The organism is Frigoribacterium sp. AC759 (assembly GCF_979256015.1).
The window spans coordinates 50900-76740 of the sequence record NZ_CEEDMT010000008.1 but is presented as its reverse complement, the minus strand read 5'-3'; the positions used below and the strand labels follow the sequence as shown (position 1 = coordinate 76740).

24 protein-coding genes are annotated in these 25841 nt (G+C 71.2%); 6 read left to right on the top strand and 18 right to left on the bottom strand.

Translation table 11 applies throughout. The features are described from left to right. Nucleotides 1–59 precede the first annotated feature (59 nt). The 7 genes from ACZ6JE_RS08540 to guaB all read right to left on the bottom strand — a co-directional run bounded on the left by ACZ6JE_RS08540 (nucleotide 60) and on the right by guaB (nucleotide 9124). Nucleotides 60–887 (bottom strand): SURF1 family protein, encoded by an 828-nt coding sequence (locus ACZ6JE_RS08540; protein ID WP_243214512.1) that lies wholly within the window; start codon nucleotides 885–887, stop codon nucleotides 60–62. A 59-nt stretch (nucleotides 888–946) separates the two neighbouring features. After that, nucleotides 947–2479, bottom strand: coding sequence for a cation:proton antiporter (locus ACZ6JE_RS08535; RefSeq protein WP_464318683.1), 1533 nt, complete (start codon nucleotides 2477–2479; stop codon nucleotides 947–949). 5 nt (nucleotides 2480–2484) lie between these two features. After that, the gene (locus ACZ6JE_RS08530; RefSeq protein ID WP_192061069.1) at nucleotides 2485–3015 is read right to left on the bottom strand and encodes a cation:proton antiporter regulatory subunit; all 531 of its coding nucleotides are present in this window, start codon (nucleotides 3013–3015) and stop codon (nucleotides 2485–2487) included. A gap of 190 nt (nucleotides 3016–3205) precedes the next feature. Then, nucleotides 3206–5065, bottom strand: a complete 1860-nt coding sequence (locus ACZ6JE_RS08525; RefSeq protein WP_243215251.1) for a glycerol-3-phosphate dehydrogenase/oxidase — start codon at nucleotides 5063–5065, stop codon at nucleotides 3206–3208. Nucleotides 5066–5180: 115 nt separating this feature from the next. Next, on the bottom strand, nucleotides 5181–6302 hold the full coding sequence (locus tag ACZ6JE_RS08520; protein ID WP_192061067.1) for a GuaB3 family IMP dehydrogenase-related protein: 1122 nt from the start codon (nucleotides 6300–6302) through the stop codon (nucleotides 5181–5183). Beyond that, nucleotides 6299–7396, bottom strand: coding sequence for a type IV toxin-antitoxin system AbiEi family antitoxin domain-containing protein (locus tag ACZ6JE_RS08515; protein ID WP_464318682.1), 1098 nt, complete (start codon nucleotides 7394–7396; stop codon nucleotides 6299–6301). The genes ACZ6JE_RS08520 and ACZ6JE_RS08515 overlap by 4 nt, the downstream gene beginning before the upstream one ends. A gap of 225 nt (nucleotides 7397–7621) precedes the next feature. Then, entirely contained in the window at nucleotides 7622–9124 is a 1503-nt protein-coding gene (gene guaB, locus ACZ6JE_RS08510) for an IMP dehydrogenase (RefSeq protein ID WP_243215249.1), read from the bottom strand. A 280-nt stretch (nucleotides 9125–9404) separates the two neighbouring features. On the opposite strand from guaB, the gene ACZ6JE_RS08505 reads away from it, so the two are divergent. The 4 genes from ACZ6JE_RS08505 to ACZ6JE_RS08490 all read left to right on the top strand — a co-directional run bounded on the left by ACZ6JE_RS08505 (nucleotide 9405) and on the right by ACZ6JE_RS08490 (nucleotide 13678). Beyond that, nucleotides 9405–10772: a branched-chain amino acid ABC transporter permease gene (locus ACZ6JE_RS08505; RefSeq protein WP_243215248.1), complete on the top strand. Its 1368-nt coding sequence runs from the start codon at nucleotides 9405–9407 to the stop codon at nucleotides 10770–10772. An 11-nt stretch (nucleotides 10773–10783) separates the two neighbouring features. After that, nucleotides 10784–11770, top strand: a complete 987-nt coding sequence (locus ACZ6JE_RS08500) for a branched-chain amino acid ABC transporter permease (protein WP_192061064.1) — start codon at nucleotides 10784–10786, stop codon at nucleotides 11768–11770. 70 nt (nucleotides 11771–11840) lie between these two features. Then, nucleotides 11841–12893 carry an ABC transporter ATP-binding protein gene (locus tag ACZ6JE_RS08495; protein WP_197981995.1) on the top strand — a complete coding sequence of 351 codons (1053 nt, stop codon included), beginning with the start codon at nucleotides 11841–11843 and terminating at the stop codon, nucleotides 12891–12893. Nucleotides 12894–12910: 17 nt separating this feature from the next. Continuing rightward, a complete protein-coding gene (locus ACZ6JE_RS08490; protein WP_371740764.1) occupies nucleotides 12911–13678 on the top strand; it encodes an ABC transporter ATP-binding protein in 768 nt (255 codons plus the stop codon). Between the two features lie 397 nt (nucleotides 13679–14075). On the opposite strand, the gene ACZ6JE_RS08485 is transcribed toward ACZ6JE_RS08490, so the two are convergent. From ACZ6JE_RS08485 to groES, 3 genes are all read right to left on the bottom strand, one after another. Then, nucleotides 14076–15413: an ABC transporter substrate-binding protein gene (locus ACZ6JE_RS08485; protein ID WP_192061061.1), complete on the bottom strand. Its 1338-nt coding sequence runs from the start codon at nucleotides 15411–15413 to the stop codon at nucleotides 14076–14078. A 108-nt stretch (nucleotides 15414–15521) separates the two neighbouring features. Further along, nucleotides 15522–16547 carry an EamA family transporter RarD gene (gene rarD / locus ACZ6JE_RS08480; RefSeq protein WP_464318681.1) on the bottom strand — a complete coding sequence of 342 codons (1026 nt, stop codon included), beginning with the start codon at nucleotides 16545–16547 and terminating at the stop codon, nucleotides 15522–15524. Nucleotides 16548–16728: 181 nt separating this feature from the next. Further along, entirely contained in the window at nucleotides 16729–17025 is a 297-nt protein-coding gene (groES, locus tag ACZ6JE_RS08475) for a co-chaperone GroES (protein WP_192061059.1), read from the bottom strand. 175 nt (nucleotides 17026–17200) lie between these two features. Between groES and ACZ6JE_RS08470 the strand changes: the two genes are divergently transcribed. Further along, nucleotides 17201–18388, top strand: coding sequence for a class I SAM-dependent methyltransferase (locus ACZ6JE_RS08470; RefSeq protein WP_464318680.1), 1188 nt, complete (start codon nucleotides 17201–17203; stop codon nucleotides 18386–18388). A gap of 216 nt (nucleotides 18389–18604) precedes the next feature. Next, nucleotides 18605–19252 (top strand): pentapeptide repeat-containing protein, encoded by a 648-nt coding sequence (locus ACZ6JE_RS08465; RefSeq protein ID WP_464318710.1) that lies wholly within the window; start codon nucleotides 18605–18607, stop codon nucleotides 19250–19252. A gap of 375 nt (nucleotides 19253–19627) precedes the next feature. On the opposite strand, the gene ACZ6JE_RS08460 is transcribed toward ACZ6JE_RS08465, so the two are convergent. The 8 genes from ACZ6JE_RS08460 to ACZ6JE_RS08425 all read right to left on the bottom strand — a co-directional run bounded on the left by ACZ6JE_RS08460 (nucleotide 19628) and on the right by ACZ6JE_RS08425 (nucleotide 25805). Next, the gene (locus tag ACZ6JE_RS08460) at nucleotides 19628–20089 is read right to left on the bottom strand and encodes a DUF4190 domain-containing protein (protein WP_192061057.1); all 462 of its coding nucleotides are present in this window, start codon (nucleotides 20087–20089) and stop codon (nucleotides 19628–19630) included. Between the two features lie 92 nt (nucleotides 20090–20181). After that, nucleotides 20182–21219, bottom strand: a complete 1038-nt coding sequence (tsaD, locus tag ACZ6JE_RS08455; RefSeq protein ID WP_464318709.1) for a tRNA (adenosine(37)-N6)-threonylcarbamoyltransferase complex transferase subunit TsaD — start codon at nucleotides 21217–21219, stop codon at nucleotides 20182–20184. Between the two features lie 74 nt (nucleotides 21220–21293). Beyond that, entirely contained in the window at nucleotides 21294–21842 is a 549-nt protein-coding gene (locus ACZ6JE_RS08450; RefSeq protein WP_464318679.1) for a GNAT family N-acetyltransferase, read from the bottom strand. Continuing rightward, nucleotides 21839–22519, bottom strand: coding sequence for a tRNA (adenosine(37)-N6)-threonylcarbamoyltransferase complex dimerization subunit type 1 TsaB (gene tsaB / locus ACZ6JE_RS08445; protein ID WP_464318678.1), 681 nt, complete (start codon nucleotides 22517–22519; stop codon nucleotides 21839–21841). The genes ACZ6JE_RS08450 and tsaB overlap by 4 nt, the downstream gene beginning before the upstream one ends. A 61-nt stretch (nucleotides 22520–22580) precedes the next feature. Then, the gene (gene tsaE / locus ACZ6JE_RS08440; protein WP_464318677.1) at nucleotides 22581–23123 is read right to left on the bottom strand and encodes a tRNA (adenosine(37)-N6)-threonylcarbamoyltransferase complex ATPase subunit type 1 TsaE; all 543 of its coding nucleotides are present in this window, start codon (nucleotides 23121–23123) and stop codon (nucleotides 22581–22583) included. Further along, on the bottom strand, nucleotides 23120–24253 hold the full coding sequence (gene alr, locus ACZ6JE_RS08435) for an alanine racemase (RefSeq protein WP_464318676.1): 1134 nt from the start codon (nucleotides 24251–24253) through the stop codon (nucleotides 23120–23122). The genes tsaE and alr (ACZ6JE_RS08435) overlap by 4 nt, the downstream gene beginning before the upstream one ends. Continuing rightward, nucleotides 24250–25338 (bottom strand): alanine racemase, encoded by a 1089-nt coding sequence (alr, locus tag ACZ6JE_RS08430; RefSeq protein ID WP_192061053.1) that lies wholly within the window; start codon nucleotides 25336–25338, stop codon nucleotides 24250–24252. Before alr (ACZ6JE_RS08430) ends, alr (ACZ6JE_RS08435) begins: the two co-directional genes overlap by 4 nt. Then, nucleotides 25335–25805 (bottom strand): holo-ACP synthase, encoded by a 471-nt coding sequence (locus tag ACZ6JE_RS08425; protein ID WP_464318675.1) that lies wholly within the window; start codon nucleotides 25803–25805, stop codon nucleotides 25335–25337. Before ACZ6JE_RS08425 ends, alr (ACZ6JE_RS08430) begins: the two co-directional genes overlap by 4 nt. Between the last annotated feature and the right edge of the window lie 36 nt (nucleotides 25806–25841).

Genomic DNA, 25841 nt, shown 5'->3' with positions numbered 1-25841 from the left:
TCGATTCTACTCGGGGGCGACCGGCCCGAGAGTCGCCGAGGAGGCGCGGGCCGGGTGGGTCAGGAGGTCGCGTCGGCCTCGAGGCGGGCCTCTTCGGCCTCGTCGATCTCGCGCTCGTAGGCATCGCGTACGAGACGGAACCAGAGGAAGATCGCGAAGCCGGCGAACACGACCCACTCGATGGCGTAGAAGATGTTGAGCCAGTTCAGCGACACGTCGGAGTCCGGTGCCGGCGAGCTGATCTGCTCGAGCTCGCCCCAGCTGTCGGCCGCCACGACGTAGCCGCCGTAGACGGAGCCGTCGAAGTCGCCCCACTCGTTGACGAGGCTCGCGACCGAGACGACCGTCTCGCGGCCGTTCTCGAAGTCGCCGTCGGAGGGAGCCTCGCTCGGCGAGTAGCGACCCGTCAGCGTCAGCTCGGTGCCCACGGGCACGTCGGCCTCGGCCTCGGTCGCGTCGGACTCGTCGGCCGACCAGCCGAGCGCCACCGCCGTCGAGGCCCCGTTCGCGTCGTCGACGAAGCGTCCGATCAGCCAGTAGCCGAGATCGCCGTCGTTGACGCGGTCGGAGACGACGCGGAAGTCGTCGGGCGCGAATTCGCCGGTCACGCTGACCATCTGACCGCCGACCCTGTCGTAGAACGGGGTCTGCGGCTCGGTCACGTCGGACAGCACCTTGACCGTCTCGGTCTCCGGGTTCGCGACCTGACCGCTCTCGATGCTGCGCTCGAGCTGCCAGTGGCCGAGCCAGGCGAAGATGCCGGAGATGACCAGCGACAGCGCGAGCATCGCGATCCAGCGACCGCGACGGGCCACCTGCCACATGCTCTCGGGCAGAGGCGAGCCGTCGGGACCGGTCGTCAGGGGACGTTCGTCGGTGCGGCTCACGAACGGCATCGTACCGTCGGCCGCCGGTGACCCCGCTGGGTGCGCGGGCGCGCGGCGGCTCAGTACTCGGGGTCGCGCTGCCGGGTCGCCCGCTGGTCGGACTGCTGGCCGGCCTGCTCAGCCCAGAGCGCGGCCTCGGCGGCGTCCATCTCGTCGAGGTCGTCGAGGTCGTCGTCGTCGTCCGCGGCGCCGTTCGCGGTGCCGCCGGGGCGACCGGCGGGGCCGCCGGGGCGCCCGGTGGCACCCTCGGCGGTCGTCACCCCGGGGCCGAGGCGCCGCACGCGCTCGGGCTCGGTCTCGGGTGCGCCATCGACCGACTCGGCGGCGTCCGGATCGGCGAGCGCCGCCTCCATCAGGGCTATCTCGTCGGTGCCGCGGGCAGCCTTCTCGCGGCGCCGACGCTCGATCTCCTCGCGCTCGGCGCGCTTGCGCGAGCGGAGCAGGACTCCGCCGATGCGCTCCGAGTTCGACGCGAGGAGCGGACCGACGACGGCCATGACCAGGACGTAGAGGCCGGCGAACGGCTGCAGGCGTTCGTCGAGGCCCGCCCCCATCGAGAGGGTCGCCAGGATGAGCGCGAACTCGCCGCGGTTCTGCAGGATCGCCGCCGTGTTGATGCCGGCCTGCGGCCCGAGCTTGTTGAGCCACGCGACGAACTGCCCGGCGAGGATGTTGAGGCCGACGGTGATGCCGATCGCGATCGCCACGGGCCCGAGCACCGTCGGGAAGAGCGCGGGGTCGAGCCCGAGCCCGAAGTTCAAGAAGAAGAAGGCGCCGAAGACGTCGCGCATCGGCAGGGCGAACTGCTCGATGCGGTTGCGGTAGCGGGTCGCCCCGGCGATCAGACCGATCAGGAACGCGCCGATGGCGTCGGTGACGCCCAGCACCTCGCCGAGGCCGCCGAACAGGACGGCGAGACCGAAGAACAGCACGGTGAAGAGCTCGTCGTCTTTGGTGCGCATCAGCCGCGAGACGACCTTGCCGCCCCAGCGCGCGATCGAGAACATGATCACCAGGAACGCGAAGGCGACGACGAGCTTGAGGATCACCGGCAGCGGGTCCGTCTCGCCGCTCAGCACCACCGACACCACGGCGAGGTAGATCGCGATGAAGATGTCTTCGACGACCGTCACACCGAGGATCATCGGCGTCTCGCGGTTCGCCAGCCGGTTGAGCTCGATCAGCAGCTTCGTGACGATCGCGCTCGACGACGTCGCCGTCATTCCGGCGATGATCAGGGCCTCGCGGGTGCCCCAGCCCAGCATGAAGCCGAAGACGAGCCCGACGCCCATGTTGACGAGGATGTAGCTGCCGCCCGAGACGATCAGCCGCCCCGCGTTCGAGAAGAACTCGTCTTGGTCGAACTCGAGACCGAGGTTAAACAGCAGCAGGATCAGCCCGAAGATCGCGATCAGCTCGATGCTGTCGGTCTCGAAGCTGAGCGGGAACCACCCCGTGTTCGTGCTGGCCAGCAGACCGACCAGCATGTACACCGGGATCGACGGGAGGCCGATCAGCTTGCCGGCCCTGCCCAGGACGTACGCGAGCAGCAGGAGGATGCCGAGGACGATCAGCTCTTCACCCAGGTGCACGGGCGTCAGCCCCCGGGAGGAGCGTCGACCGGCGACCGGTGCTTGAGTTCACCCGTGCGGTAGTACGAGAACGCCTTCGCGACCTTCTCAGGGGAACCCGCGACCACGAGCGTGTCGCCCGGGAACACCTTGAAGTCGCCCGACGGGGCCGGGTTGGCGGCGTCGCCGCGCACGACGGCGACGACCGTGAGGCCGACCACGCCCCGGGCGCCGAGATCGCCGAGGGGCTGCCCGGCGATGTGGTCGTCGTAGTCGACCGTGAACCAGTCGATGCTGAGACCCGGGATCTGATCGAGCGCCGAGAGCGACTCGGTGATGCGCGTGCCGCCCAGCAGCTCGGCGAGGGTGTGGGCTTCGTCTTCACTCAGACGGAGCGACACCTTCGTGACGTCGGCCGCGTCGGCCTCGTCGCTGAACGTGATGAGGTCGCTGTGACCCGAGCGGTGCGTGATGACGCCGCACTTGCCGCCGTCGTCCGTGATGAAGGTGTGCAGCACCCCGACGCCGGGGAGCTTGACTCGACGCACGTCAACCATGGTTCGTCTCCAGTGCACTCGGGGGCAGTCGTCTCAGCCTAGCGTCGGGTGACGACGCCGAGGCCGGGCTGCTCACGGTGGGTGCAACGGCATGCCCGGGGGGTTTGTTCCCGGGACGCCGAGGAGGCGCGGCGACGGTCGTCCCGTCACCGCGCCTCCTGCAGGCCGGTCGCCCCGCGACCCCCGCGGCTCAGCCCGCGCTGCCGCCGGGGCGGTCGGCGGAGGTGTCGTCGCCGGGGGTGCCGGCGGGCTCGACGACGCTCTCGCCGGGCTCGGGCGCGCCTCCCTGATCTGCACCGGGCACCACCATGTCGTCCTCTTCGAAGCCGAAGGCGATGTCGGGAGCCTCGAGGCGGACCCGGTCGGCCGACTCGTCGTCGGGTTCGAGCTGGCTGGCGCGCTCGGCCGCGACCCGCTTGAGGTAGTTCGCGACCTCGGCCTCGGCCTCGTCGTCGCTCCAGCCGAGCACGCCCGCCATCAGCTTGGCCGCGACGGGCGCCGCGGACTCGCCGCGATCCCACGCCTCGATCGAGATGCGGGTGCGGCGCGCGAGGACGTCCTCGAGGTGCAGGGCGCTCTCGTGGCTGGCGGCGTAGACGACCTCGGCGCGGATGTAGTCGTCGGCGCCGGGCAGCGGCTCGGCCAGCGACGGGTCGTCGCGGATGAGGTCGAGTATCTCGTCCGTCGTGGTGCCGTAGCGGTTCAGCAGGTGCTCGATGCGCACCTTGTGGACGCCGAACGCCTTCGCGATCTTGCCGCGCTTGTTCCACGCCGCGTGGTACCCCTCGGCGCCGATCAGCGGGATCTCCATCGTGGTGCTCGACGGGATGCGGCCGTCGAGGGCCGCGACCGCCTCGTCGATGGCGTCTTCGGCCATGACCCGGTAGGTCGTCCACTTGCCGCCGGCCACGACGACGAGGCCCGGCACGGTGTGGGCGACGATGTGCTCACGCGACAGCTTCGACGTCTGATCGGACTCGCCGGCCAGCAGCGGTCGCAGCCCGGCGTACACGCCCTCGACGTCGTCTCGGGTGAGCGGCACCGCCATCACCTTGTTGACGTGCTCGAGGATGTAGTCGATGTCGGCCGCCGTCGCCGCGGGGTGCGCCTTGTCGAGATCCCAGTCGGTGTCGGTGGTGCCGACCAGCCAGTGGCGACCCCACGGGATGACGAACAGCACGCTCTTCTCGGTGCGGAAGATCATGCCCATGTCGGAGTGGATGCGGTCGCGGGGCACCACGAGGTGCACGCCCTTCGACGCCCGGACCTTGAACTGGCCCCGCTCGCCGACCATGGCCTGCGTGTCGTCCGTCCAGACGCCGGTCGCGTTGACGACCTGCTTCGCCCGGATCTCGAAGTGCTCGCCCGTCTGGTAGTCGTGCGCCTTGACGCCGACCACGCGCTCGCCCACCTTGACGAACCCCTCGACGCGGATGCGGCTGGCCGCATGAGCCCCGTAGGCGGACGCCGTGCGGACCAGCGACGAGACGTAGCGCGCGTCGTCGACCTGGGCGTCGTAGTACGTGAGCCCGCCGACGACCGCGTCTTTCGACAGGCTCGGGATCGCCCGCATCACCTGCGTCTTGGTGAGATGCCGGTGGTGCGGCACCCCGGGCGGACGCCCGCCCGTCCAGCTGAAGATGTCGTAGAGCGCCATGCCGGCGCCGATGTAGAACCGCTCGTAGACCGGCTTGCTCAGCGGGTACAGGAACCGCACCGGCTTGACCAGGTGCGGCGCGAGGCGCTGCAGCAGCAGCCCCCGCTCGATGAGCGCCTCGCGCACGAGCCGGAAGTTCAACTGCTCGAGATAGCGGATGCCGCCGTGGACGAGCTTCGACGAACGACTCGACGTGCCCGAGCCCCAGTCGCGGGCCTCGACGATGCCGACGCTCAGACCCCGGGTGACGGCGTCGAGGGCCGAGCCGGCGCCGACGATGCCGCCGCCGATGACGAGGATGTCGAGCTCTCTGGTCTTCATCACCTCGACGGCGGCCGCCCGTTCGTCGGGGCCGAGCTTCGTCGAGAGCGAAACGGACGCGGACCTGGCCATGCGAGCCTCCATCGTTGGATCGGAACGGGGACGCTCGTCGCGCCCACCCGTCCATCCAACGCCCCCACGGCCGAGCCCGCCATGAGGCGGCGCTCAGCTGGGGACGGGCGACCGGCTAGTGAGGCTGGTAAGGGGCGACGACGACCTCGCTGCGCTGGAACTCCTTGAGGTCGCTGTAGCCGGTCGTCGCCATCGAGCGTCGCAGGGCGCCGATCAGGTTCGCCTGGCCGTCGACCGTCTCGGCGGGGCCGTAGAGGATCTTCTCGAGCGTGCCGACCTGGCCGACGTGCACACGACGTCCCCGGGGCAGCTCGGGGTGGTGCGCCTCGGCGCCCCAGTGGTACCCGCCGCCGGGCACGTCGGTCGCCCGGGCCAGCGCGGCACCGAGCATGACGGCGTCCGCGCCGCAGGCGACGGCCTTGACGATGTCGCCCGAGGTGCCGAGGCCGCCGTCGGCGATGACGTGCACGTAGCGCCCGCCCGACTCGTCGAGGTAGTCGCGGCGCGCCCCGGCGACGTCGGCGACGGCGGTCGCCATCGGAGCGTGGATGCCGAGGGAGGCGCGGGTCGTCGACGCGGCGCCGCCCCCGAACCCGACGAGCACGCCCGCGGCGCCGGTGCGCATCAGGTGCAGCGCCGACGTGTAGGTCGAGGCGCCGCCGACGATCACCGGGACGTCGAGCTCGTAGATGAACTTCTTGAGGTTGAGCGGCTCGGTCGTCTTCGACACGTGCTCGGCGGACACCGTCGTGCCACGGATGACGAAGACGTCGACACCGGCGTCGACGACCGTCTGGTACAGGTCTTGGGTGCGCTGCGGGCTCAGCGAGCCGGCCACGGTGACCCCCGCGGCGCGGATCTCGGCGAGGCGGGCGGTGACCAGCTCGGGCTTGATCGGCTCGGCGTAGATCTGCTGCATGCGGGCGACCGTCTCGGCCTCCGGCAGGCCGCGGATCTCGGCGAGCACCGCCTCCGGGTCGTCGTAGCGGGTCCAGACGCCCTCGAGGTCGAGGACGCCGAGGCCGCCGAGCTGACCGATGCGGATGGCCGTGGCGGGGCTGACGACCGAGTCCATCGGCGCCGCGATGATGGGCGACTCGAACGTGAACGCGTCGATCGACCAGCTCACCGACACGTCGCGCGGGTCTCGCGTCCGTCGGCTCGGGACGATCGCGATGTCGTCGAATGCGTACGCACGGCGGGCGCGCTTGGATACGCCGATCTCTACCTCAGTCACCGGGCCACCCTACCGGAGGCGCGGCTCGTGCCCCCGGGTCGCTCGCGCCCGGTTCGCTCCCCCGCCGCTGGGCCCCCGTCAGCGGGCGAGTCCGGCGGAAACGGGCCACCGGAGGCGCCCGTCTCGATCGAACTCGCCCGCTTTCGCGCCTTCGACTCGGGTGAGACGCCCGCCCGGGCCAAGACCTCACCGAGGCGGCGGGTGTCGAGAGCCGTCGACCAGCCCCAGCGGGCGAACCCCTGCACCTCGGGCAGGGACCGGATCTCGTCTTCACGATGCTTCTCGTCGATGACGACCTGCTCGACGGTGCGACCGTTCATCACCGCCGGGTCGGTGTACTTGATGCGACCGTCGGATTCTCCGACCGCTCCTGCGTGCGGCCACCAGTTGTCGACGATGGCGACTCTCCGACCCGTCGTGTCGAACAGGGGATGCTGCAGCACGGGGTCGGGCAGCCCGAGCAGCCGGAACCCGACTCGGCTGACCGATTCGAGGGGCCCCGCCGAGAGCGGGGAGGCGAACTGCAGCACGGCGCGGACACGGGTCGCGCCTCGTGCGGTGTCGCGCGACGCGAATTCCTGAGCCAGCTGCTCGAGGGTGACCGCTCCGATGCGCAGCGCGTGATCGGTCATGACGACCGCTCGGAGGAACGACTCGGTCAGGCACACGTCGACCAGGGTCGTCTCGACGGGTGTCACCAGCACGCCATCGATCTGCGGCAGACCCGGCAGGTCGTAGTCGGAGCGGGCGTGCTTGACGAAGCCGTGCTCACGACGACTGCCTCCCGGCGGGGCCACGAGCACATGCACCACCGGCGGCGGCGCCCCCACGAGCGGCAGGCCGTGCAGCACCGCGGCCGAGAGATGGCTGACCACGACCCGGGTCCGGCACGCGGCCGCCGCGGCGACGACCGTCAGCCGATATCGCTCGTCGACTCCGAGCCGCCGCCACAGAGCGGACTCCACATACGCTCCCCGGCGGACGCCGACGAGTTCGCCACGCCTGCAGGCTCGACGGAGCTCGGCGTCGTCGAGCCCGAGAGCAGTGAGGTCGCGACTGAGGATGAGACCCGGGTGACGCGAGGTGAGGAGCATCGCCCCAGGGTGGCGGGCCCACGGGCGGTCGGCCGGTGGTCTCCGTCGCCCTGTGGACGGAGCTGAGTCGCCGGCTCCTGTGCAGGTCGCCTCGCGGGTCCCCTGTGCACATCCCGCGGACAGGCGAACGGGCGAGTCCGGCGGAGGCGGGCGTGGTAACACGACCGGCTCCGCCGGACTCGCCCGTTCTGGGCAGCGCACCGCGCCGCAGCGCGGGGCGGCGGACTAGCGGCGGTAGTTGGGAGCCTCGACGACCATCTGCAGGTCGTGCGGGTGGCTCTCCTTCAGACCGGCCGCCGTGATGCGGACGAACTTGCCCTTCGCCTTCAGCTCGGCGACGGTGCGACCGCCGACGTAGAACATCGACTGGCGCAGGCCGCCGGTCAGCTGGTAGACGACGTTGCCCAGCGCGCCGCGGTAGGGCACCTGGCCCTCGACGCCCTCGGGGATGAGCTTGTCGTCGGAGGGGACGTCGGCCTGGAAGTACCGGTCTTTCGAGTAAGACGTGTTCTTGCCGCGGGTCTGCATGGCCCCCAGCGAGCCCATGCCCCGGTAGTTCTTGAACTGCTTGCCGCCGACGAAGACCAGGTCGCCCGGGCTCTCATCGCAGCCGGCCAGCAGCGAGCCGAGCATCACGGTGTCGGCCCCGGCGACCAGCGCCTTGGCGATGTCGCCCGAGTACTGCAGCCCACCGTCGGCGATGACCGGCACGCCGACCTCGCGCGCCGCGAGCGACGCCTCGTAGACGGCGGTGACCTGGGGCACTCCGACACCCGAGACGACCCGGGTGGTGCAGATCGAGCCCGGGCCCACGCCGACCTTGATGGCGTCGGCGCCGGCCTCGATGAGGGCCTCGGCGCCCGAGCGCGTCGCGACGTTGCCGCCGATCACGTCGATCGCGGCGAACGACGGATCGGCCTTGATGCGGCGGATCATGTCGAGCTCGCCCGAGCTCTCGCCGTTGGCCGTGTCGACCACGAGCACGTCGACCCCGGCGTCGCGGAGTGCGCAGGCGCGCTCCCATGCGTCGCCGAAGAAGCCGATCGCGGCGCCGACCCGCAGCCGCCCCTCGTCGTCCTTGGTGGCGTCGGGGTACTTCTCGCTCTTGTCGAAGTCCTTGACGGTGATGAGACCGCGCAGCCTGCCGTCGGCGTCGACCAGCGGCAGCTTCTCGATCTTGTGCTCGGCGAATATCGCGATGGCCGAGTCGGGATCGACGCCCTCGGGCGCCGTGATGAGCGGTGCCGACGTCATGACGTCGCGCACGAGGGTGGTCTGCATCTCGAACGTCGACACGAAGCGCATGTCTCGGTTGGTGATGATGCCGACCAGCGTGCCGTCGGCCTCGACGACCGGCAGACCGGAGACGCGGAACTGACCGCAGAGGGCGTCGACCTCGGCCACCGTCGCATCGGGGCTGGTCGTCACCGGGTTGGTGATCATGCCCGACTCGCTGCGCTTGACCTTGTCGACGTGCGCCGCCTGGTCGACGATCGAGAGGTTGCGGTGGATGATGCCGATGCCGCCCTGGCGCGCCATGGCGATGGCCATGCGCGACTCGGTGACGGTGTCCATGGCGGCCGACAGCAGCGGGACGGCCACGCGGATGCGCTTCGTCAACCGCGACGAGGTGTCGGCCTCGCTCGGGATCACGTCGGTGCGCCCGGGCAGGAGCATGACGTCGTCGTACGTGAGTCCGATGAATCCGAACGGATCCGGCTGGTCCATGAGTGCCCTTCGAAGGAGCGGATGGGGGGCGGTGTGCACCGGATCGCCGTCGAGTGCCGGTAGTCGATGTTAACCCTCGCCGCGCCTCCTGCATTCCGGGGCTCGACGGTCCGAAACGGCCGAGGAGGCGCAAGAAGGTCACAGAACAGCGACGATTTTTCGACTCTTGCCTGTGTCGTGCACGAAACATGGCCGACACACGGCGAAAGTAGCGTCACCAACGACGGTAGCCAGCGGCACCCGGGGCATCGCCCCGACTGGCACCTGTCCAGGAGGTTCCGTGAAACCCGACACGACCATCGCTCCGCCGACACCGTTGCGGCCAGCCCTGTTCGTCACAGTCCTGACGCTGCTGCTCGCACTCGCCGGCGCCTTCCTGTCCGTGATGATCGCGCCCGAGCCCGCCAGGGCCCAGGGCGGGGCGACCGCCTCGTGCACCGTCGACGACGCCACGGCCTGCATCCAGGGCAGCATCCGCACCTCCGAGGGCGAGCCCGCCTCAGGGGTCGTGCTCACCGTGACGGGGCCCGGCGGCTTCGAGGGCACGGCCGAGGTCGACGGCACCGGCCGCTGGGCCCTGCCCGTGACCGAGGGCGGTCAGTACACGGTCGCCCTCGACACCGACTCGCTGCCCGACGGCGAGTTCCTGACGAACGCCGAGCAGGACGAGCGCATGGTCAACGCAACGCTCGGCGCCAACGCCGGCGTCATCTTCCAGCTCAGCGCGACCGAGGGCGCCACCACCGGCGATTCGGCCGCCGCCTTCAACTGGGAGCGCGTCGGTCAGCAGCTCGCCTCGGGCATCCGCCTCGGCCTGCTGCTCGCGCTGGCGGCCATCGGCCTCTCGCTGATCTACGGCACGACCGGGCTCAGCAGCTTCTCGCACGGCGAGCAGGTGACCCTCGGCGGCCTCCTGGCCTACGTCTTCGCGAACCAGCTGGGCATGAACATCTTCCTGGCCGCGATGATCACCGTCGTGATCTGCGCCGCGACCGGATTCATCCAGGACTGGGCGATCTGGAAGCCCCTCCGACGGCGGGGGTTGAGTCTCACCCAGCTGATGATCGTCACCATCGGCCTCTCGATCGCGCTGCAGTACGCGTTCCAGTACTTCTTCGGCGCCGCGACCGTGCGGATCCAGACCGCGAACCCGTCGACGGTCACCCTGGCGGGCATCACCCTGACGGTGCAGTCGTACGTGGCCATGGGCATCTCGATCGTCGTGCTGGTGCTGACCGGGCTCTTCCTCACGAAGACCCGCACCGGTCGCGCCACCCGCGCCGTGTCCGACAACCCGGCTCTCGCCGCGGCCTCAGGCATCGACGTCGACCGCATCATCCGCCTGGTCTGGACGGTCGCGGCCGCCCTCGCCGGTCTCTCGGGCGTCATGCTCGGGCTCGTGCTGAACGGCGTCAACTGGATGACCGGTCTGCAGATCCTGCTGCTCATGTTCGCCGCGGTGACCCTGGGCGGACTCGGGACGTCGTTCGGCGCCCTCGCCGGCTCGCTCATCATCGGCGTCATCGTCGAACTGACCAACCTGGTGCTGCCGGGTGACTTCAAGTACGCCACCGCGCTGCTGATCCTGATCGTGATCCTGCTGTTCAGGCCGCAGGGCATCTTCGGTCGCGCCGAGCGGATCGGTTAAGGGGACTACTCATGGACTACGTCATCTCACTGCTCCGTGCCCTCACCGGCGAGGCGCTCGCGCCCACCACGGCGGCCTTCGCCCTCGCGGCCATCGGCCTCAACATCCACTTCGGCTTCACCGGGCTGATCAACATGGGTCAGGCCGCCTTCCTCCTGGTCGGCGCCTACGGCTTCGCCATCTCGCTGACCAGCGGTCTGCCGATCGGGGTGGCCGTGCTGATCGGTCTGCTCTGCGGGGTGATCTTCGCGCTCATCCTCGGCGTGCCGACCCTGAAGCTGAGGGGCGACTACCTCGCCATCGTCACCATCTGCGCGGCGGAGATCATCCGCATGGTCGGCAGATCGAGCATCCTCACCGACGTCACCGGCGGCTCGAACGGCATCACCGGCTCGTCGTACCGTGACGCCTTCACCGCCCTCTCGCCCCTGCCCGACGGTCAGACCACGATCCTCTGGTTCACCTACGACAACAACGGGGTCAGCGGCTGGTGGATCCGCATCGTGGCCTGGGGCCTCGTCGCCCTGCTCTGCGTGATCGTGTTCCTGCTCAGCCGCAGCCCCTGGGGTCGTGTGCTGAAGGGCATCCGCGAAGACGAGGACGCCGTGCGCAGCCTCGGAAAGAACGTCTTCTCGTACAAGATGCAGGCGCTGGTCTTCGGTGGTGTGATCGGCTCGCTCGCCGGGATCATCTACGTGCTGCCCTCGTCGGTGCAGCCCGACGCGCTCGGCCGCTCGACGACCTTCTTCATCTGGACGGCCCTGCTGCTCGGCGGCGCCGCGACCGTGTTCGGGCCGGTGCTCGGCGCGATCCTGTTCTTCGTGGTCCGACTGCTGATCCGCACCCTGGCCGGCGACTTCATCCCCGCGAGCATCATGAGCAACCAACAGGCCGACCAGTTCTCGTACGTGCTCGTCGGCGTCGCCCTCATGTGCCTGATCATCTTCAGGCCACAGGGGATCCTCGGTAACAAGAAGGAGCTGTCGTTCAGTGTCTGAGACAACCACGACCGGTGGCCGCGCACGCAAGGCCGGCTACGACTACGACCGCGACGCCCTCCGCGCCAAGCTGACCGGCGTCGACCGCACCCCGGGCTCGTCGAAGCCCGACCCCATCCTGACCGTCGACAACGTCGTCCGTCGCTTCGGCGGCATGACCGCCGTCGACGTCGGACACGTGGAGGTGCAGCGCGGCGCGATCACGGCGCTGATCGGCCCGAACGGGGCCGGCAAGACGACCTTCTTCAACCTGCTGACCGGCTTCGACAAGGCCTCGTCGGCCCCCACCGCGTTCAACCGCGGCGAGGGCACGGCGAAGTGGGTCTTCGACGGCAAGCCGATGGGCAACGTCGGCGCCGCCAAGGTGGCGCGCGCCGGCATGGTGCGCACCTTCCAGCTGACGAAGGCGCTGTCTCGCCTGACCGTGATGCAGAACATGCTGCTCGGAGCCCGCGACCAGCCCGGCGAGAACTTCTTCGTCGGCATCGTCCCGCCGCTCTGGAAGGCCCGCGAGCGCGAGATCACCGCGAAGGCCGAAGATCTGCTAAAGCGGTTCAAGCTCGACGACAAGCGCGACGACTACGCCGGCAGCCTGTCGGGCGGTCAGCGCAAGCTGCTCGAGATGGCCCGCGCCCTCATGAGCGACCCCGAGATGATCATGCTCGACGAGCCGATGGCCGGCGTGAACCCGGCCCTGACGCAGTCGCTGCTCGGTCACATCCAGAGCCTGCGCGACGAGGGCACCACGGTGCTCTTCGTCGAGCACGACATGCACATGGTGCGCCACATCTCGGACTGGGTGATCGTGATGGCCGAGGGCAAGGTCGTGGCCGAGGGCCCGGCCGACACCGTCATGGACGACCAGGCCGTGATCGACGCCTACCTCGGTGCGCACCACGACACCGACCTGGGCGACGACTCGCTGCTGACGGACGCGGTGCTCGAGGAGCTCGAGCAGGAGGTGGCCGCAGAGGACGCGGCCCGCGCGGACGACGCGACCAGCGCCTCCTCGGCCACCGGCGGCGGCATCGCCGGACGCGATCTGCCCGGCTCACCCGACCCCTCGACCCCCGCCGCCACCAACGCGGCGGACGACCAGCAGACCGGAGACAAGAAGGCATGAGCGCCTCGACCACGCAGATGCACCCGGGAACCGAGAAGTTCGCGGGCATCGAACCGATCATGAACGCCAGCGACCTCGTGGCGGGCTACCTGCCCGGGGTCAACATCCTGAACGGCTGCGACCTGGTCTGCTACCCGGGCGAGCTGATCGGCATCATCGGCCCGAACGGCGCCGGCAAGTCGACCCTGCTGAAGGCGCTGTTCGGCCTCGTCAAGATCCACTCGGGCGCCGTCACCCTCGGCGGCGAGGACATCACGAACCTCAAGGCCAACAAGCTGGTGCAGGCCGGCGTCGGCTTCGTGCCGCAGACGAACAACGTGTTCCCGTCGCTGACCATCGAGGAGAACCTGCAGATGGGGATGTTCCTGCGCCCCAAGAAGTTCGCCGAGCGGCTCGAGTACATCTACGACCTGTTCCCGGTGCTCGCCGACCGTCGTGGTCAGCGGGCCGGATCGCTCTCGGGCGGTGAGCGGCAGTCGGTCGCCATGGCGCGCGCGCTCATGATGGACCCGAAGGTGCTGCTGCTCGACGAGCCGTCCGCGGGCCTGTCGCCGGTGCGCCAGGACGAGACGTTCATCCGCACCCGCCGCATCAACAAGGCCGGCGTCTCGGTGATCATGGTCGAGCAGAACGCCCGCCGCTGCCTGCAGATCTGCGACCGCGGCTACGTTCTCGACCAGGGGCGCAACGCGTACTCGGGCACCGGCCGCGAGCTCGCCGACGACCCGAAGGTGATCGAGCTCTACCTGGGCACGCTCGCGAAGGACGTCGACGACTCGCACTGACGCGTCACCCGCATCGCCCGGAGGCCCCGCACGCTCGTCGTGCGGGGCCTCCGTCGTGCGTGCGGGGTGGGGTCGCGCTGCGGCGCGCGTGTCGTGCGGTGCGGCATCGTCCGCCCTGCGACCCCAGGGTGGGCGGAAAGCGCCGTTCCGCACGCCGCGAAGGGCAACTTCTGATTACCGACGCACGCACGACGCTGCGCCCCGCACGCGCCCCCGTGCCGCGCCCCCCACGGTGGGCGGAAAGCGCCGTTCCGCACGCCGCGAAGGGCCGTTTCCGACCACCCAGGCGGTGAGGTGCGGGCCGGCGACGGCACCCGGGCGCACGACGGAGGCCCCGGGCGCACGACGGAGGCCCCGGCGCATACGCGCCGGGGCCTCCGCAGAAGAGGGGACCGAGTTACTGGACCGTGCCCTCGACCGCCGTCTGGTAGACGATCTTGTTGTCGCCGTCGAACTTGTAGATGCCGATGAAGGCGCTCGACGGGTCGTTCTGGTCGTCGAATGCTCCGATGCCCGAGGGGCCGGTGTAGGAGATGTCGTCGCCGGCCTCGATCGCCGTCTTGCAGTCGGCGAAGGTCGAGCACTCGGTACCGCCGTCAGCACCCGACACCGCAGCCATGTTGGCCTGGATGGTGCCGGAGTCCGTTCCGCCGCCCTTCACCGCGGCGAGCGCGGCGAGCATGGTGGCGTCGTACGACTCCTGTGCGTACGAGTAGTCGGTCAGCGCCGAGCCCGCGCTCTCCTGGTAGTAGGTGTTGAAGCGCTCCTGCAGGTCGGACGACGGGAACGCACCGGGGATGGTGCCCTGGGCGCCCTCGAGGGTGCCCGGGTCGAAGTCCTCGCTGTAGTCGGCCGTGTTGCCGTCGGACATGTAGATGCTGGTCATGTCCGCACCCTGGGCGACGAGCTCGGGGACGATCGACTTGGTCTCGTCGAACGCGAGGATCACGATCGCGTCGGGGTCGGTGGCCAGGGCCGCCGTCACCTCGGACGAGAAGGTGGTCTGACCGGGAGGGAACTCCTGGCCTTCGCCGGTGCCGCCGTAGACGACGGTGCCGCCCGAGGCCTCGACGGACTCCTGCACGGAGTCGCGGAGACCGGTGCCGTAGGTGTCGTTGAAGACGAGGAACGCGACGTTGGCTCGACCGTCGTTGACGATCTGGGTGCCGAGCGCCGACCCCTGGACGGAGTCCGGCGGCGCGGTGCGGAAGTAGTACGACGAGTAGCCGCTGAGCGAGGACGCCGTGTTGGCGGGCGAGATCTCGACGATGCAGGCGGCGGTCAGCTGGTCGATGACGTTCAGCGTGACGCTGGACGACTCGGCGCCGATCGCGACCGGGACCTTCGCGTCGATGAGCTGCGTCGCTGCGGCACTCGAGACGGTGAGGTCGTTGCTGTCGCCGGAGTCGGTGCGGGGTTCGACCGTGACGTCCTGGTCGAGCACGCCACCGGCGGCGTTGATGTCCTCGACGGCGAGACCGATGCCGGCCTCGGCGGGCGGAGCGAGGTAGGCGAGGGTTCCCGTGTTCGGCAGGATCGTGCCGATGCGGAGCGCGTCCTGTCCGGGGCTGCTGGGAGCCTCGCACGATGCTGCGGGGTCGGCCTTCTGCGAAGCCGAAGGCGACGACGACGCGCCGTCCTCCGGAGTCGACGACGTCGACGAACAGGCGGCCAGCAAGACGGAGGCGGCCCCTGCGAGCGCCAGAGCCTTCAGGCCTTTGGTGGATCGGATCATCCGTAGTCCCTTTCGTGAAGCGCGGAGAGCCGGACCGACACTAGGCAGACGGTCCTCGCGATTGAGTAGAAACTAGGGCTGGATTGTTTCTGGCGTGTGTTCTGGTCGTCACTGGACCGTTTCGTTAGCAATTCGTGACTTGCGCTCAATACCGCGATTCCGCCGCGACGATCGCACCGCGTCGGTGGAGAGCACGATGAGCGCGACCCAGACGATCGCGAAGCCGATCCAGCGGGTGACCGGCATCTCTTCGTGCAGCAGCACCACGCCGACGATCAGCTGCAGCACCGGTGCGAGGTACTGCGTGAGACCGATCGTGGCCAGAGGGAGACGACGCGCGGCTGCGGCGAAGAGGAGCAGCGGCACCGCGGTGACGACGCCCGAGCTGATCACGGTCAGGGTGTGGACGACCGAGACGGAGCCGAAGACGACCCCGCCGCCGACCCCCGTGACGGCCATGACGACGAGCGCCGCCCCGGCGACCGGGGTCATCAGCATCGTCTCGAGCGTGAGACCGCCGATGGCGTCGACCCGCCCGCCGACCTGCTTCTTGACGAGACCGTAGAGACCGAACGAGGACGCGAGCACGAGCGACACCCACGGCACGTCGCCGGTGCCGATCGCGATGACCAGCACGGCGACGCCGCTGAGGGCGACGGCCGCCCACTGCGCGGGGCGCAACCGCTCGCGCAGGACGACGACGGCCAGCAGCACGGTCACGATCGGGTTGATGAAGTACCCCAGAGCGGCCTCGACGACGTGCCCGGCGAGGGCGGCGGTGATGAAGACCGTCCAGTTGACGACGATGAACACGCCGGCGAGCCCCATGGTCGCGACGAGGCGGGGCTGCCGCAGCAGGCGGACGAACGCGGGAAACCCCCTGGTCGCTGCGAGCAGCGCGAGGCAGAACACGAGGGAGAAGACGATGCGCCAGGCGACGATCTCGAACGGCCCCGACGGCGACATCAGCAGGAAGAACACGGGCAGGACGCCCCAGAGACCGTAGGCGCCGACCGCGAACGCGAGCCCGGATCGGGCGGCCCCGCCGGCGGCACCGGGCGAGCCGCCACCCTGCGTCTCGGAGACGAGCGGGGCGGCGGAAGCCGAGGAGGCGCGGGGGCGGCTGGTGGTCACGTCACGACTGTAGGCCGGGCGACCGACACCGCGACACGTCCACCTCCGACAGGGTGGCGCGTCCGACCGCCTCTCTCGGGAGGCGCGACCTGTGGAGGAGGCGACCCGCGCCTCCTGCGGTCCCCCTCAACGACGAGAACCCCCGCCGAAGCGGGGGTTCTCGAGGAGCTGTGTCGAACGACTAGCGGACGACGACGGCGAGGACGTCGCGAGCCGAGAGGACGAGGAAGTCCTCTCCGCCGTACTTGACCTCGGTTCCGCCGTACTTGCTGTAGATGACCTTGTCGCCGACGGCGACGTCGAGCGGCACACGGTTGCCGTTGTCGTCGATGCGACCCGGACCGACGGCGACGACGTCGCCCTCTTGGGGCTTCTCTTTCGCGGTGTCGGGGATCACAAGGCCGGAAGCCGTGGTCTGCTCGGCTTCGACCTGCTGGATGACGATGCGATCTTCGAGCGGCTTGATGGAGACCGACACGGTTGCCTCTACTTTCTCGGAACTTCGAAAAACGTGGGTTGGCACTTGCCACGTGCGAGTGCCAGAAACAACTGTAGGGCGTCACTGGCACTCGGTCAATCCGAGTGCCAGTGATGCGCGTCGGTCTCGTCGACCCCGGGCCCCGGACCTCGGCGGATGCGTGAGACTGGACGACATGGATGCGTCGGAGCTGCTCGAAGTCCTCTCTCCCGAGGGGCTGCGGCTGCTCGACTCCCTCCCCCCGTGGCGGGCCTCCGACGACGTCGTGTCGTCGGTCGCCGCGCTGCGGAAGCAGGGCCACCCCGCCGAGCGCGTGTCGGCCGTGCTGACCCAGGCGCGCCTCCGCAGCAAGGCGGAGGGGAAGTTCGGCGAGTTCGCCAGTCGCATGCTCTTCACCGAGGCCGGTCTCGAGCAGGCCACGCGCCTCGGCGTCGCCGCCCGCCATGCCGACCGCTACCGCTCGGCCGGACTCACCAGCGTCGCCGACCTCGGCTGCGGCATCGGCGGCGACGCCCTGGCCTTCGCGGCCCTCGACCTCGACGTGCTGGCCGTCGACCGCGACGAGGTGACCGCCGCCGTGGCGTCGTACAACCTGTCCCCGTGGTCGTCGTCGCGAGTCCGTCAGGGCGACGCCGAGACGACCGACCTGACCGATGTGCAGGGGGTGTTCCTCGACCCGGCGCGCCGCACCGGCGGGCACAGCGCCACGAAGCGGATCGCCGACCCCGCCGACTGGTCGCCGTCGCTCGACGTCGCGTTCGCCTTCGCCGAACGCCTGCCGACGGGCGTGAAGCTCGGACCGGGGATCGACCGCGACCTCCTGCCCCGCGACGCCGAGTGCCAGTGGATCTCGGTCGATCGCGACGTGGTCGAGGCCGGGGTCTGGTTCGGACCGCTCGCACGGGCCGGGGTGGGCCGGTCCGCCCTGGTGATCAGCGCCTCCGGGGCGGCGGAGCTGACGGCGCCCGCCGACTCGGACGACGTCGAGGTGGGCGACCTCGGCGAATGGCTGTACGAACCCGACGGCGCCGTGATCCGCGCTCGTCTGATCGGCGACCTGGCCCGCTCGATCGACGCCCGCATGATCAGCCGCGACATCGCCTGGCTGACGACCGACCAGCGGATCGAGACCCCGTTCGCCCAGGGCTTCCGGGTGATCGAGACGTTCCCCCTCGACGAGCGGACCCTCAAGCGCGAGCTGCGGACGCGGGGCATCGGCCGCCTCGAGATCAAGAAGCGGGGAGTCGACGTCGACCCCGCCACGTTCCGCAAGCGCCTCTCGCTGCAGGGTTCGGGGTCGGCCACGCTCGTGCTGACCAGGGTCGCCGGGCGGCACACGACGCTGCTCTGCGAACGCGCCTGACCCCCGCCACGACGACGGAGGCCGCCGCACCCGAGGGTGCGGCGGCCTCCGTCGCGGAGCCGGGTCTGCGGCTCAGGTGCCGCTGTAGTACCCGTCGCCGGTCGACGGCATCTCCGAGAGCACGTTGAAGAACAGCACCCAGGCGCCGATGATCAGGAGCGACAGGCCGATGCCCACGTAGCCGGTGATGAGACCCGTCAGCCAGAAGCCACGCGCATGGCGTTCGCGCTTCTGCCCCACGTGACCGAGCACCACGCCGGCGATCGAGAAGAGGACTCCCGACCCGAAGAGCACCAGCGACATCAACACGCCGAGGATCGACCCCGACATCGACAGGATGCTCAGCAGACTCGAGGGCCTGGGAGCGCCACCCTGCTGATAGGTGGCGTACTGCGAGCCGTAGGGCTGCGGGGCGCCGTACTGCGGGGCTCCGTTCTGCGGGGCGCCGTACTGCGGGGCGCCGTACTGCGGGCTCCCGTTCTGCGGGGCTCCGTACTGCGGAGCGCCGTAAGGCTGCGGGCGTCCGTACTGCTGCTGGCCCTGCTGGCCCTGCTGCGCACCATAGGGCTGCTGCGGAGCGGCGCCGTACGGCGCTCCCCCGCCCGGCTGCTCGCCGAACGGCGACTGACCGGGCCGTGTCGGCGCCCCGTACTGCTGACCACCCGACGACGGCTGGGGTCCGTCGGAGGCCTGCTGACCGGGCGCGGGTCGTCCGTACTGCCCCGGCTGCCCGTACTGGCCGTACTGCCCCTGCGGACCCGCGCCGTAGGGCGCCGACCCGGGAGGCCCCTGCGGCGCAGGAGCGGACCCGACCGGAGAGGCCTGCTGCCCCGGCGCGACGAACGGGTCGGCGACCGGTCGTGACCCGGCAGGAGGCGCGGGCTGGGTCGGAGGCGCGGGCTGGGTGGGAGCCCCGGGGTACGCGGTCGGGGGCAGCGACGGCGACGCCGCCCCGCCCTCGGCGGTCGCGACCGCGGGATCAGCGCCCGACGACTCGGCACCCGACCGATCAGCCCCCGACGAGCCCGACGTCTCGGACCCCGACGGCGCGGGCGAGGGGGTGGAGGCCGGAGGGACCGGGCCGGGAGGTGTCGTGTCGTCGGTGGCCATGAGGACCCTTTCGAGTGCGGTGCGGCGGTCGTGACGGACGGACGAGCGCCCGATGCACGAGGGGGCCCGCGCCGGTGAGCGCGGACCCCGTCATGGTATCGACGTCGTCGATGAGTGGACTCGGAGTGATCAGAACCCGGACTCGTAGCTCTGGTCGTACGCGAATCCGCCGGCGGCGATCGCGACGATGAAGAACACGACGACGGCGATCGCGCCGAGCAGGCCGAGGTAGCCGAGCACGAGGCCGATGATCGCCATGACCTTGCCCTGCTCGCCGGTCCGCTTGATCTGGCGCAGCGAGATGTGGCCCGTGACGATGGCGACGATGCTGAAGACGAACGAGCTCAGGATGCTCGCGACGAGCGACACGATGGCCAGCACGTTGGTCTTCGGCGACTGGCCGCCGTAGCCGCCCTGCCCGTAGCCGCCCTGCCCCTGGGCCTGCCCCTGATAGGGGTTCTGCTGATACGGCTGCTGCTGCGGCTGGCCGCCGGGCTGCCCCTGCGTGCTCTGCGAACCCTGCGGGTACTGCGGGTACTGAGGCGCCGGGGGGTTCTGCGGGCCCTGGCGGGCCGGGTCGTGGTCGGTCATGCCGAGGTCTCCTTCTGTCTGAGTGGCCCCGAGCCTACGCGGACCCGCCCGCGCTCCGCCCTGAGGGCCCCCACGCCCCACGCCCCGTCGGCTCAGACCGCCTGCACCGTCGTCACGGGCAGCGTCGAGTCGGCGCCGAAGTCGAGCGGCGACGGCGCGTGCCCGCGGGCGACGAGCTGCGCCCCCAGGGCCGCGATCATCGCCCCGTTGTCGGTGCAGAGCGACAGCGGCGGCACGCGCAGCTCGACGCCCGCCGCCTCGCAGCGCTCGAGGGCGAGCTGCCGCACGCGGGCGTTCGCGACCACTCCCCCGCCGAGCAGCAGGCGCGGCACGCCCAGGTCGACGCAGGCGGCCAGCGCCTTGGTGAGCAGCACGTCGGCGACGGCCTCGCGGAACGATGCGGCGACGTCGGCGACCGGCACCGCGCCTCCTTCGTCCCGTCGGCGTTCGACCCAGCGGGCCACGGCGGTCTTCAGCCCCGAGAACGAGAAGTCGTATCGGTGCCTGACGAGGTCCTTCGGCAGCGTCAGCCCTCGGGGGAACCGGATCGCGGCCGGGTCCCCGTCGGCGGCGACGCGATCGATCTGCGGGCCGCCGGGGTAGGGCAGGCCGAGGAGGCGCGCGACCTTGTCGAAGGCCTCTCCGGCGGCGTCGTCGATGGTCTCGCCGAGCAGCTCGACGTCGTCGACGAGATCGCGCACGTGCAGCAGCGACGTGTGCCCGCCCGAGACCAGCAGCGCGATGGTCGGCAGCTCGAGCTCGCTGCCGTCGGCCCGCAGCACGTCGGCGCCGACGTGCCCGACGAGGTGGTTCACCGCGTAGAGCGGCTTGCCGGTGGCGAGCGCGAGGGCCTTGGCCGCGCCCACGCCGACCATCAGCGCGCCGGCCAGACCCGGGCCGCTCGTCACCGCGATCGCGTCGAGCTCGTCGAGCGTGACGCCCGCCTCGGCGAGTGCGGCCTCGAGGGCCGGCTGCATCGCGTCGAGGTGCGCCCGTGCGGCCACCTCGGGGACGACGCCGCCGTAGCGCGCGTGGTCGTCCATCGACGACGAGATGACGTTCGCGAGCAGGGTCGTGCCGCGGACGATGCCGACGCCGGTCTCGTCGCAGCTCGTCTCGATGCCGAGCACGAGCGGGCCCGTCGACGAGCCGGCGCCGTCCCACGAGTCGGCGGAGCGGGGAGCCGAGGAGGCACGGGTCGGGTTCACGAGGAGGGTCCTGTCTGTGCGGGCGCGTCGTCGGAGGAGGTCACCATGGTGAGGCGCATCACGACCGCGTCGACCCCGTCGGGCATGTAGTAGCGCGGGCGCACCGCGATCGACTCGAACCCGAGCGAGGCGTAGAGGCGCTGGGCGCCGGGGTTGTCGGCACGGACCTCGAGGAACACCTCTCGGACCCGGCGGCGCCGCGCCTCGTCGATCATCGCGGTCATCAGGGTGCGGCCCAGCCCGTGCCGCCGGGCCCCGGGCACGACCGCGATCGTCTGGACGTCGGCGTCGGGTGCGCCGGGCAGCGCCAGGAGCCCCGAGTAACCGACGATGCCGGTGTCGGCGCCGGTCCCATCACCGGTGTCGGTCTTGGCACCGGCCTCGGCCTCGGCCTCGGCCTCGGCCACCAGGTACCACCCGTCGGGCGAGGCCAGCTCGTGGGCCATGCCCTCGCGCGACCAGGCGTCGGTGACGAAGACCGACGTCTCGAGCGCCATGATCCCGTCGAGGTCGTCGATCGTGGCGCGACGTGTGCGGAACGTCATCGACCGACCGGCTTCGGGCCCGCCGAGACGGTGACGTCGGGCTCGCGGAGGTAGAGCGGAGCCGGGTCGGCGAACCCGCGGCCGTGCTCGAACATCCGCTCGGCGAGCATCCCGAGGGCCGCCGCCGACACGACGGTGTCATCGGGATCGGTCCGAGGCGACGCCGAGGAGGAGCCCAGCGCGTCGTCGAGGTCGGCCGGCTTCACGAGCGACGGGCCCTCGACCCGCACCGGCAGCCCCTCGTCGTCGAGCCCGCGATACGCGGTCCACGCGACCTCGCGACGACGGGCGTCGGTCACGACCACGAGGGGCGCGTCGACGCGGCCGCTCGGCACGGCGACCGACCCGCTGCCGCCCTCGCCCGCCGTGAGCCGCGCGAAGGCGATGGCGTCGTGGCTCGCGAGCGCCAGGCAGGGGCGCCCGACGCCGAAGGCGAAGACCCGCGCGGCGACGATGCCGACCCGGAGACCCGTGTACGGGCCCGGCCCGACCCCGGCGACGACGGCGCTGAGATCCGCGGGGGCGACACCGGCCCCGGCGAGGGCCGACTCGATCAGGCTGCCGACCACCTCGGCGTGCCGTCGGGTGTCGGACTCGGTGCGCTCCGCGAGCACGCCGCGGTCGCGGTCGACGACGGCGACGGTCGTTCCCGCGGAGGTGTCGATGGCCAGGATCACGGGTCAATCGTAGGCGGTCGACTCGAGACGACCCGCGCCTCCTCGGCCGCCCGCCGCTCGTCTAGAGGTCGGCCCAGCGAGGGCCGTACATCGTGATGGTCACGTGGCGCGGCTCGTCGACGGTGGCGTCGGGGTCGGCGTCTGGGTCGAGATCGAGGGGGACGCTCGCCGCGTCGGGTTCGCGCGCGGCGTCGGCGCCGGCACCCGTCGGTCGCTCGATGACCACCTCGATCCACGACTCGGCGACCCCGTCGAGCAGACCGGCGCCCCACTCGACCACGACGACCGAGCCCTCGAAGTCGAGGTCGAGGTCGTCCAGCTCGGCCGCGCCGCCCAGCCGGTACGCGTCGACGTGCACCAGCGGGACGCCCGTGGCGCTGGGATGCGTGCGCGCCAGCACGAACGTCGGGCTCGCGATCTGCCCGCGCACCTGCAGCCCCTCGCCGACGCCGCGGGTGAAGGTCGTCTTGCCGGCGCCGAGCGGCCCGGTCAGCACGACCAGATCGCCGGCCCCGAGCAGCCGACCGAGACGACGACCCAGCCCCTCCATCGTCTCGGTGTCGGCGACCGGCCCGTCGTAGAGCGGGAGGTCGTTCGCGGTCATCCCCGACGGCCCAGGTAGACGCGTGGCACACGGGCCCCGATGCGGCACGAGACCTCTTCGGGGATCGTGTCGGTCGCGTCGGCCCATTCGCCGATGGTCAGCTCGCCGCCGTCGCCCGGGCCGAAGAGCAGCACCTCGTCGCCGACCTCGATCGGGTCGTCGCCGACGTCGATCAGGAACTGGTCCATCGCGACCCGACCGACGATCGGGTAGCGGCGCCCGCGCACGGTCACCTCGACGCCGTGCTGCGCGCGACGGCTCACCCCGTCGGCGTAGCCGATCGGCACGAGGGCGAGGGTCGTGTCGCGGTCGGTGCGGTACGTGTAGTCGTACGACACCCCGGTGCCGGCGGGCACGCGCTTCACCCGCACGACGCAGGCGCTGAGGGTCAGCACGGGGCGGAGACCGCGATCGCTCGCGCTGACCCCCTCGGTGACGGGGATCCCGTAGCCGTTCGACCCCATGCGGACCATGTCGAAGCGCCGCTCGGGGTGCTCCATGCCGGCCGAGCTCGACGACATGTGGCGCTTCTCGAAGGTCGCCCCGAGGGCCTCGGCGTCGGCGAGCGCCTTGCGGAACACGACCGAGGCCGCGTGATCGTCGGCCTCGCTCGTCTCGGAGACGTGCGAGAAGGCCCCGCGGAGGCGCACCACGCCCTCGTCGCGGAGGGTCACCGCCCGGGTCACCAGCTCGGCCCAGTCGGCGGGCAGGCAGCCCTCGCGATGCAGACCGGTGTCGATGGTCAGGTGCACGAGGGCCATGCGGCCGGCGTCGCGCGCGGCCTCGGCGAAGCGCTCGAGCTGGTCGAGGGTCGAGACGCCGAGGTCGACGCCGTGCTCGACGGCGCCCGCGTAGTCGTCGTCGGGGCCGAGCTGCCAGGCGAAGAACGACGCCTCGAGGGCGATGCCGGCGCGGCGCAGCCGGAGGGCGGGCTCCAGCTCGACCGTGCCGAACCAGCGGATGCCCGCCGCCACGGCCTCGGGCACCATGACGTCGATGCCGTTCGAATAGGCGTCGGCCTTGACGATGGCCAGCACCTCGACGGGCGCGAGACGCTCGACGAGGGACTCGAGGTTGGCCCGGTAGGCGGCGAGATCCACGGTCGCGCGACGCAGGTAGCCCGTGCTCATACGTACCTCCGGGTCAGGGCGCCCGACAGGCAGGCGACGGTCTCGTAGGTGATCCCCCCGGAGGCGGTGGCCCAGTCGGCCGCGCCCTGGTGCCCGGCCGCGGGGTCGCCGAACAGGACGACGTCGTCGCCGACCTCGACGGGGTCGTCGCCGACGTCGATGACGAGGGCGTTCATGGCGATACGACCACGGACCCGGTAGGTGCGGCTGCCGATCGTCACCGACGCCCGATCGCTCGCGGCCCGATCGACGCCGTCGGAGTAGCCGACCGGCACGACCGCGATCGTCGTGTCGCGCTCGGGCCGGAACACGTAGCCGTACGACACGCCCTCGCCGGCGGGCACGCGCTTGACGGTGGTGACCGGGGCGGACAGGGCGAGGGCGGGGCGGAGCCCCCACTCGGCGGCCGAGCGACCGGCGAAGGGGCTGAGGCCGTAGGCGGCGAGGCCGAAGCGCACGAGCCCGTAGCGGGTGCCCGGGTAGCTGAGACCCGCGGCCGAGGCGGCGAGGTGCAGCAGCCTCGGCTCGACGCCCAGCCCGCCCAGCACCCCCGTGGCGCGGACGAACGCCGCCGCCTGTCGGCCGTCCTCTTCGGGCGAGGCGTTCGAGAGATGACTCATCAGACCCTCGATCGGGAGGCGGTCGGCGAGTTCCGCCGCTCGGCGGAAGAACGCGGGCCACTCGGTCTCGACGGCGCCGTTGCGGCTCAGCCCGGTGTCGACGCAGAGGTGCACGGCGCGGACGCCCGCGGCCGCCGCCGCCTCGAGCTGGGCCAGGTCGGACACCGCGGGCGTCACGTCGTGCGCCGCGGCCGACTCGAACGTCTCGCCCGGCGCGTGCAGCCAGGCGAGGATCGGCGCGGTGATCCCCGCACGGCGCAGCTCGAGGGCCTCCTCGAGGTCGGCGACCCCGAGCCAGTCGACCCCGGCGTCGACGAAGGCCCTCGCCGACTCGACGGCGCCGTGCCCGTAGGCGTTGGCCTTGACGACGACCATGACGGCGTGCGGGGCGACGGCCTCGCGCAGCACCGCCACGTTGTGCCGGAGCGCCGACGTGTCGACGGTGATCTTGACGTCCTGCGTCACGCGCTGACCGCCTCCTCGGGTTCGTCTCGGTTCGGGGTGCCCGGTGCGGGCGAGCGGGCCGGCTCGGCCGGGCCGACCGGTGCTGCGGTCGTCGTGTCGGCGCCCTCGGCGATCACGTAGGCGACGGCGACGCCCCCGTCGTGGCTGAGCGAGAGGTGCAGCCGCGCGACGCCACGGGCGTCGGCGAGCGCACGCGCCCCGCCCGTCAGCGTCAGCGACGGCGCGCCCTGCTCGTCGGAGAGCACGACGATGTCGTGCCATGACACGCCGGTCGAGCCGCCGAGCGCCTTGATCAGAGCCTCCTTCGCCGCGAACCGGGCGGCGAGCGACGGCACCTGGCGGGGTGCGCCGTCTCGCAGCACGGTCTCGTGGTCGCCGAAGAGCCGGCCCCGGAGGGCCGGCGTCCGGGCGAGCGAGCGCTCGAAGCGGGTCAGGTCGACGACGTCGACCCCGATCCCGACGATCATGCGGATGCTCGACGTGTCATCGGAGGCGGGCTCGCA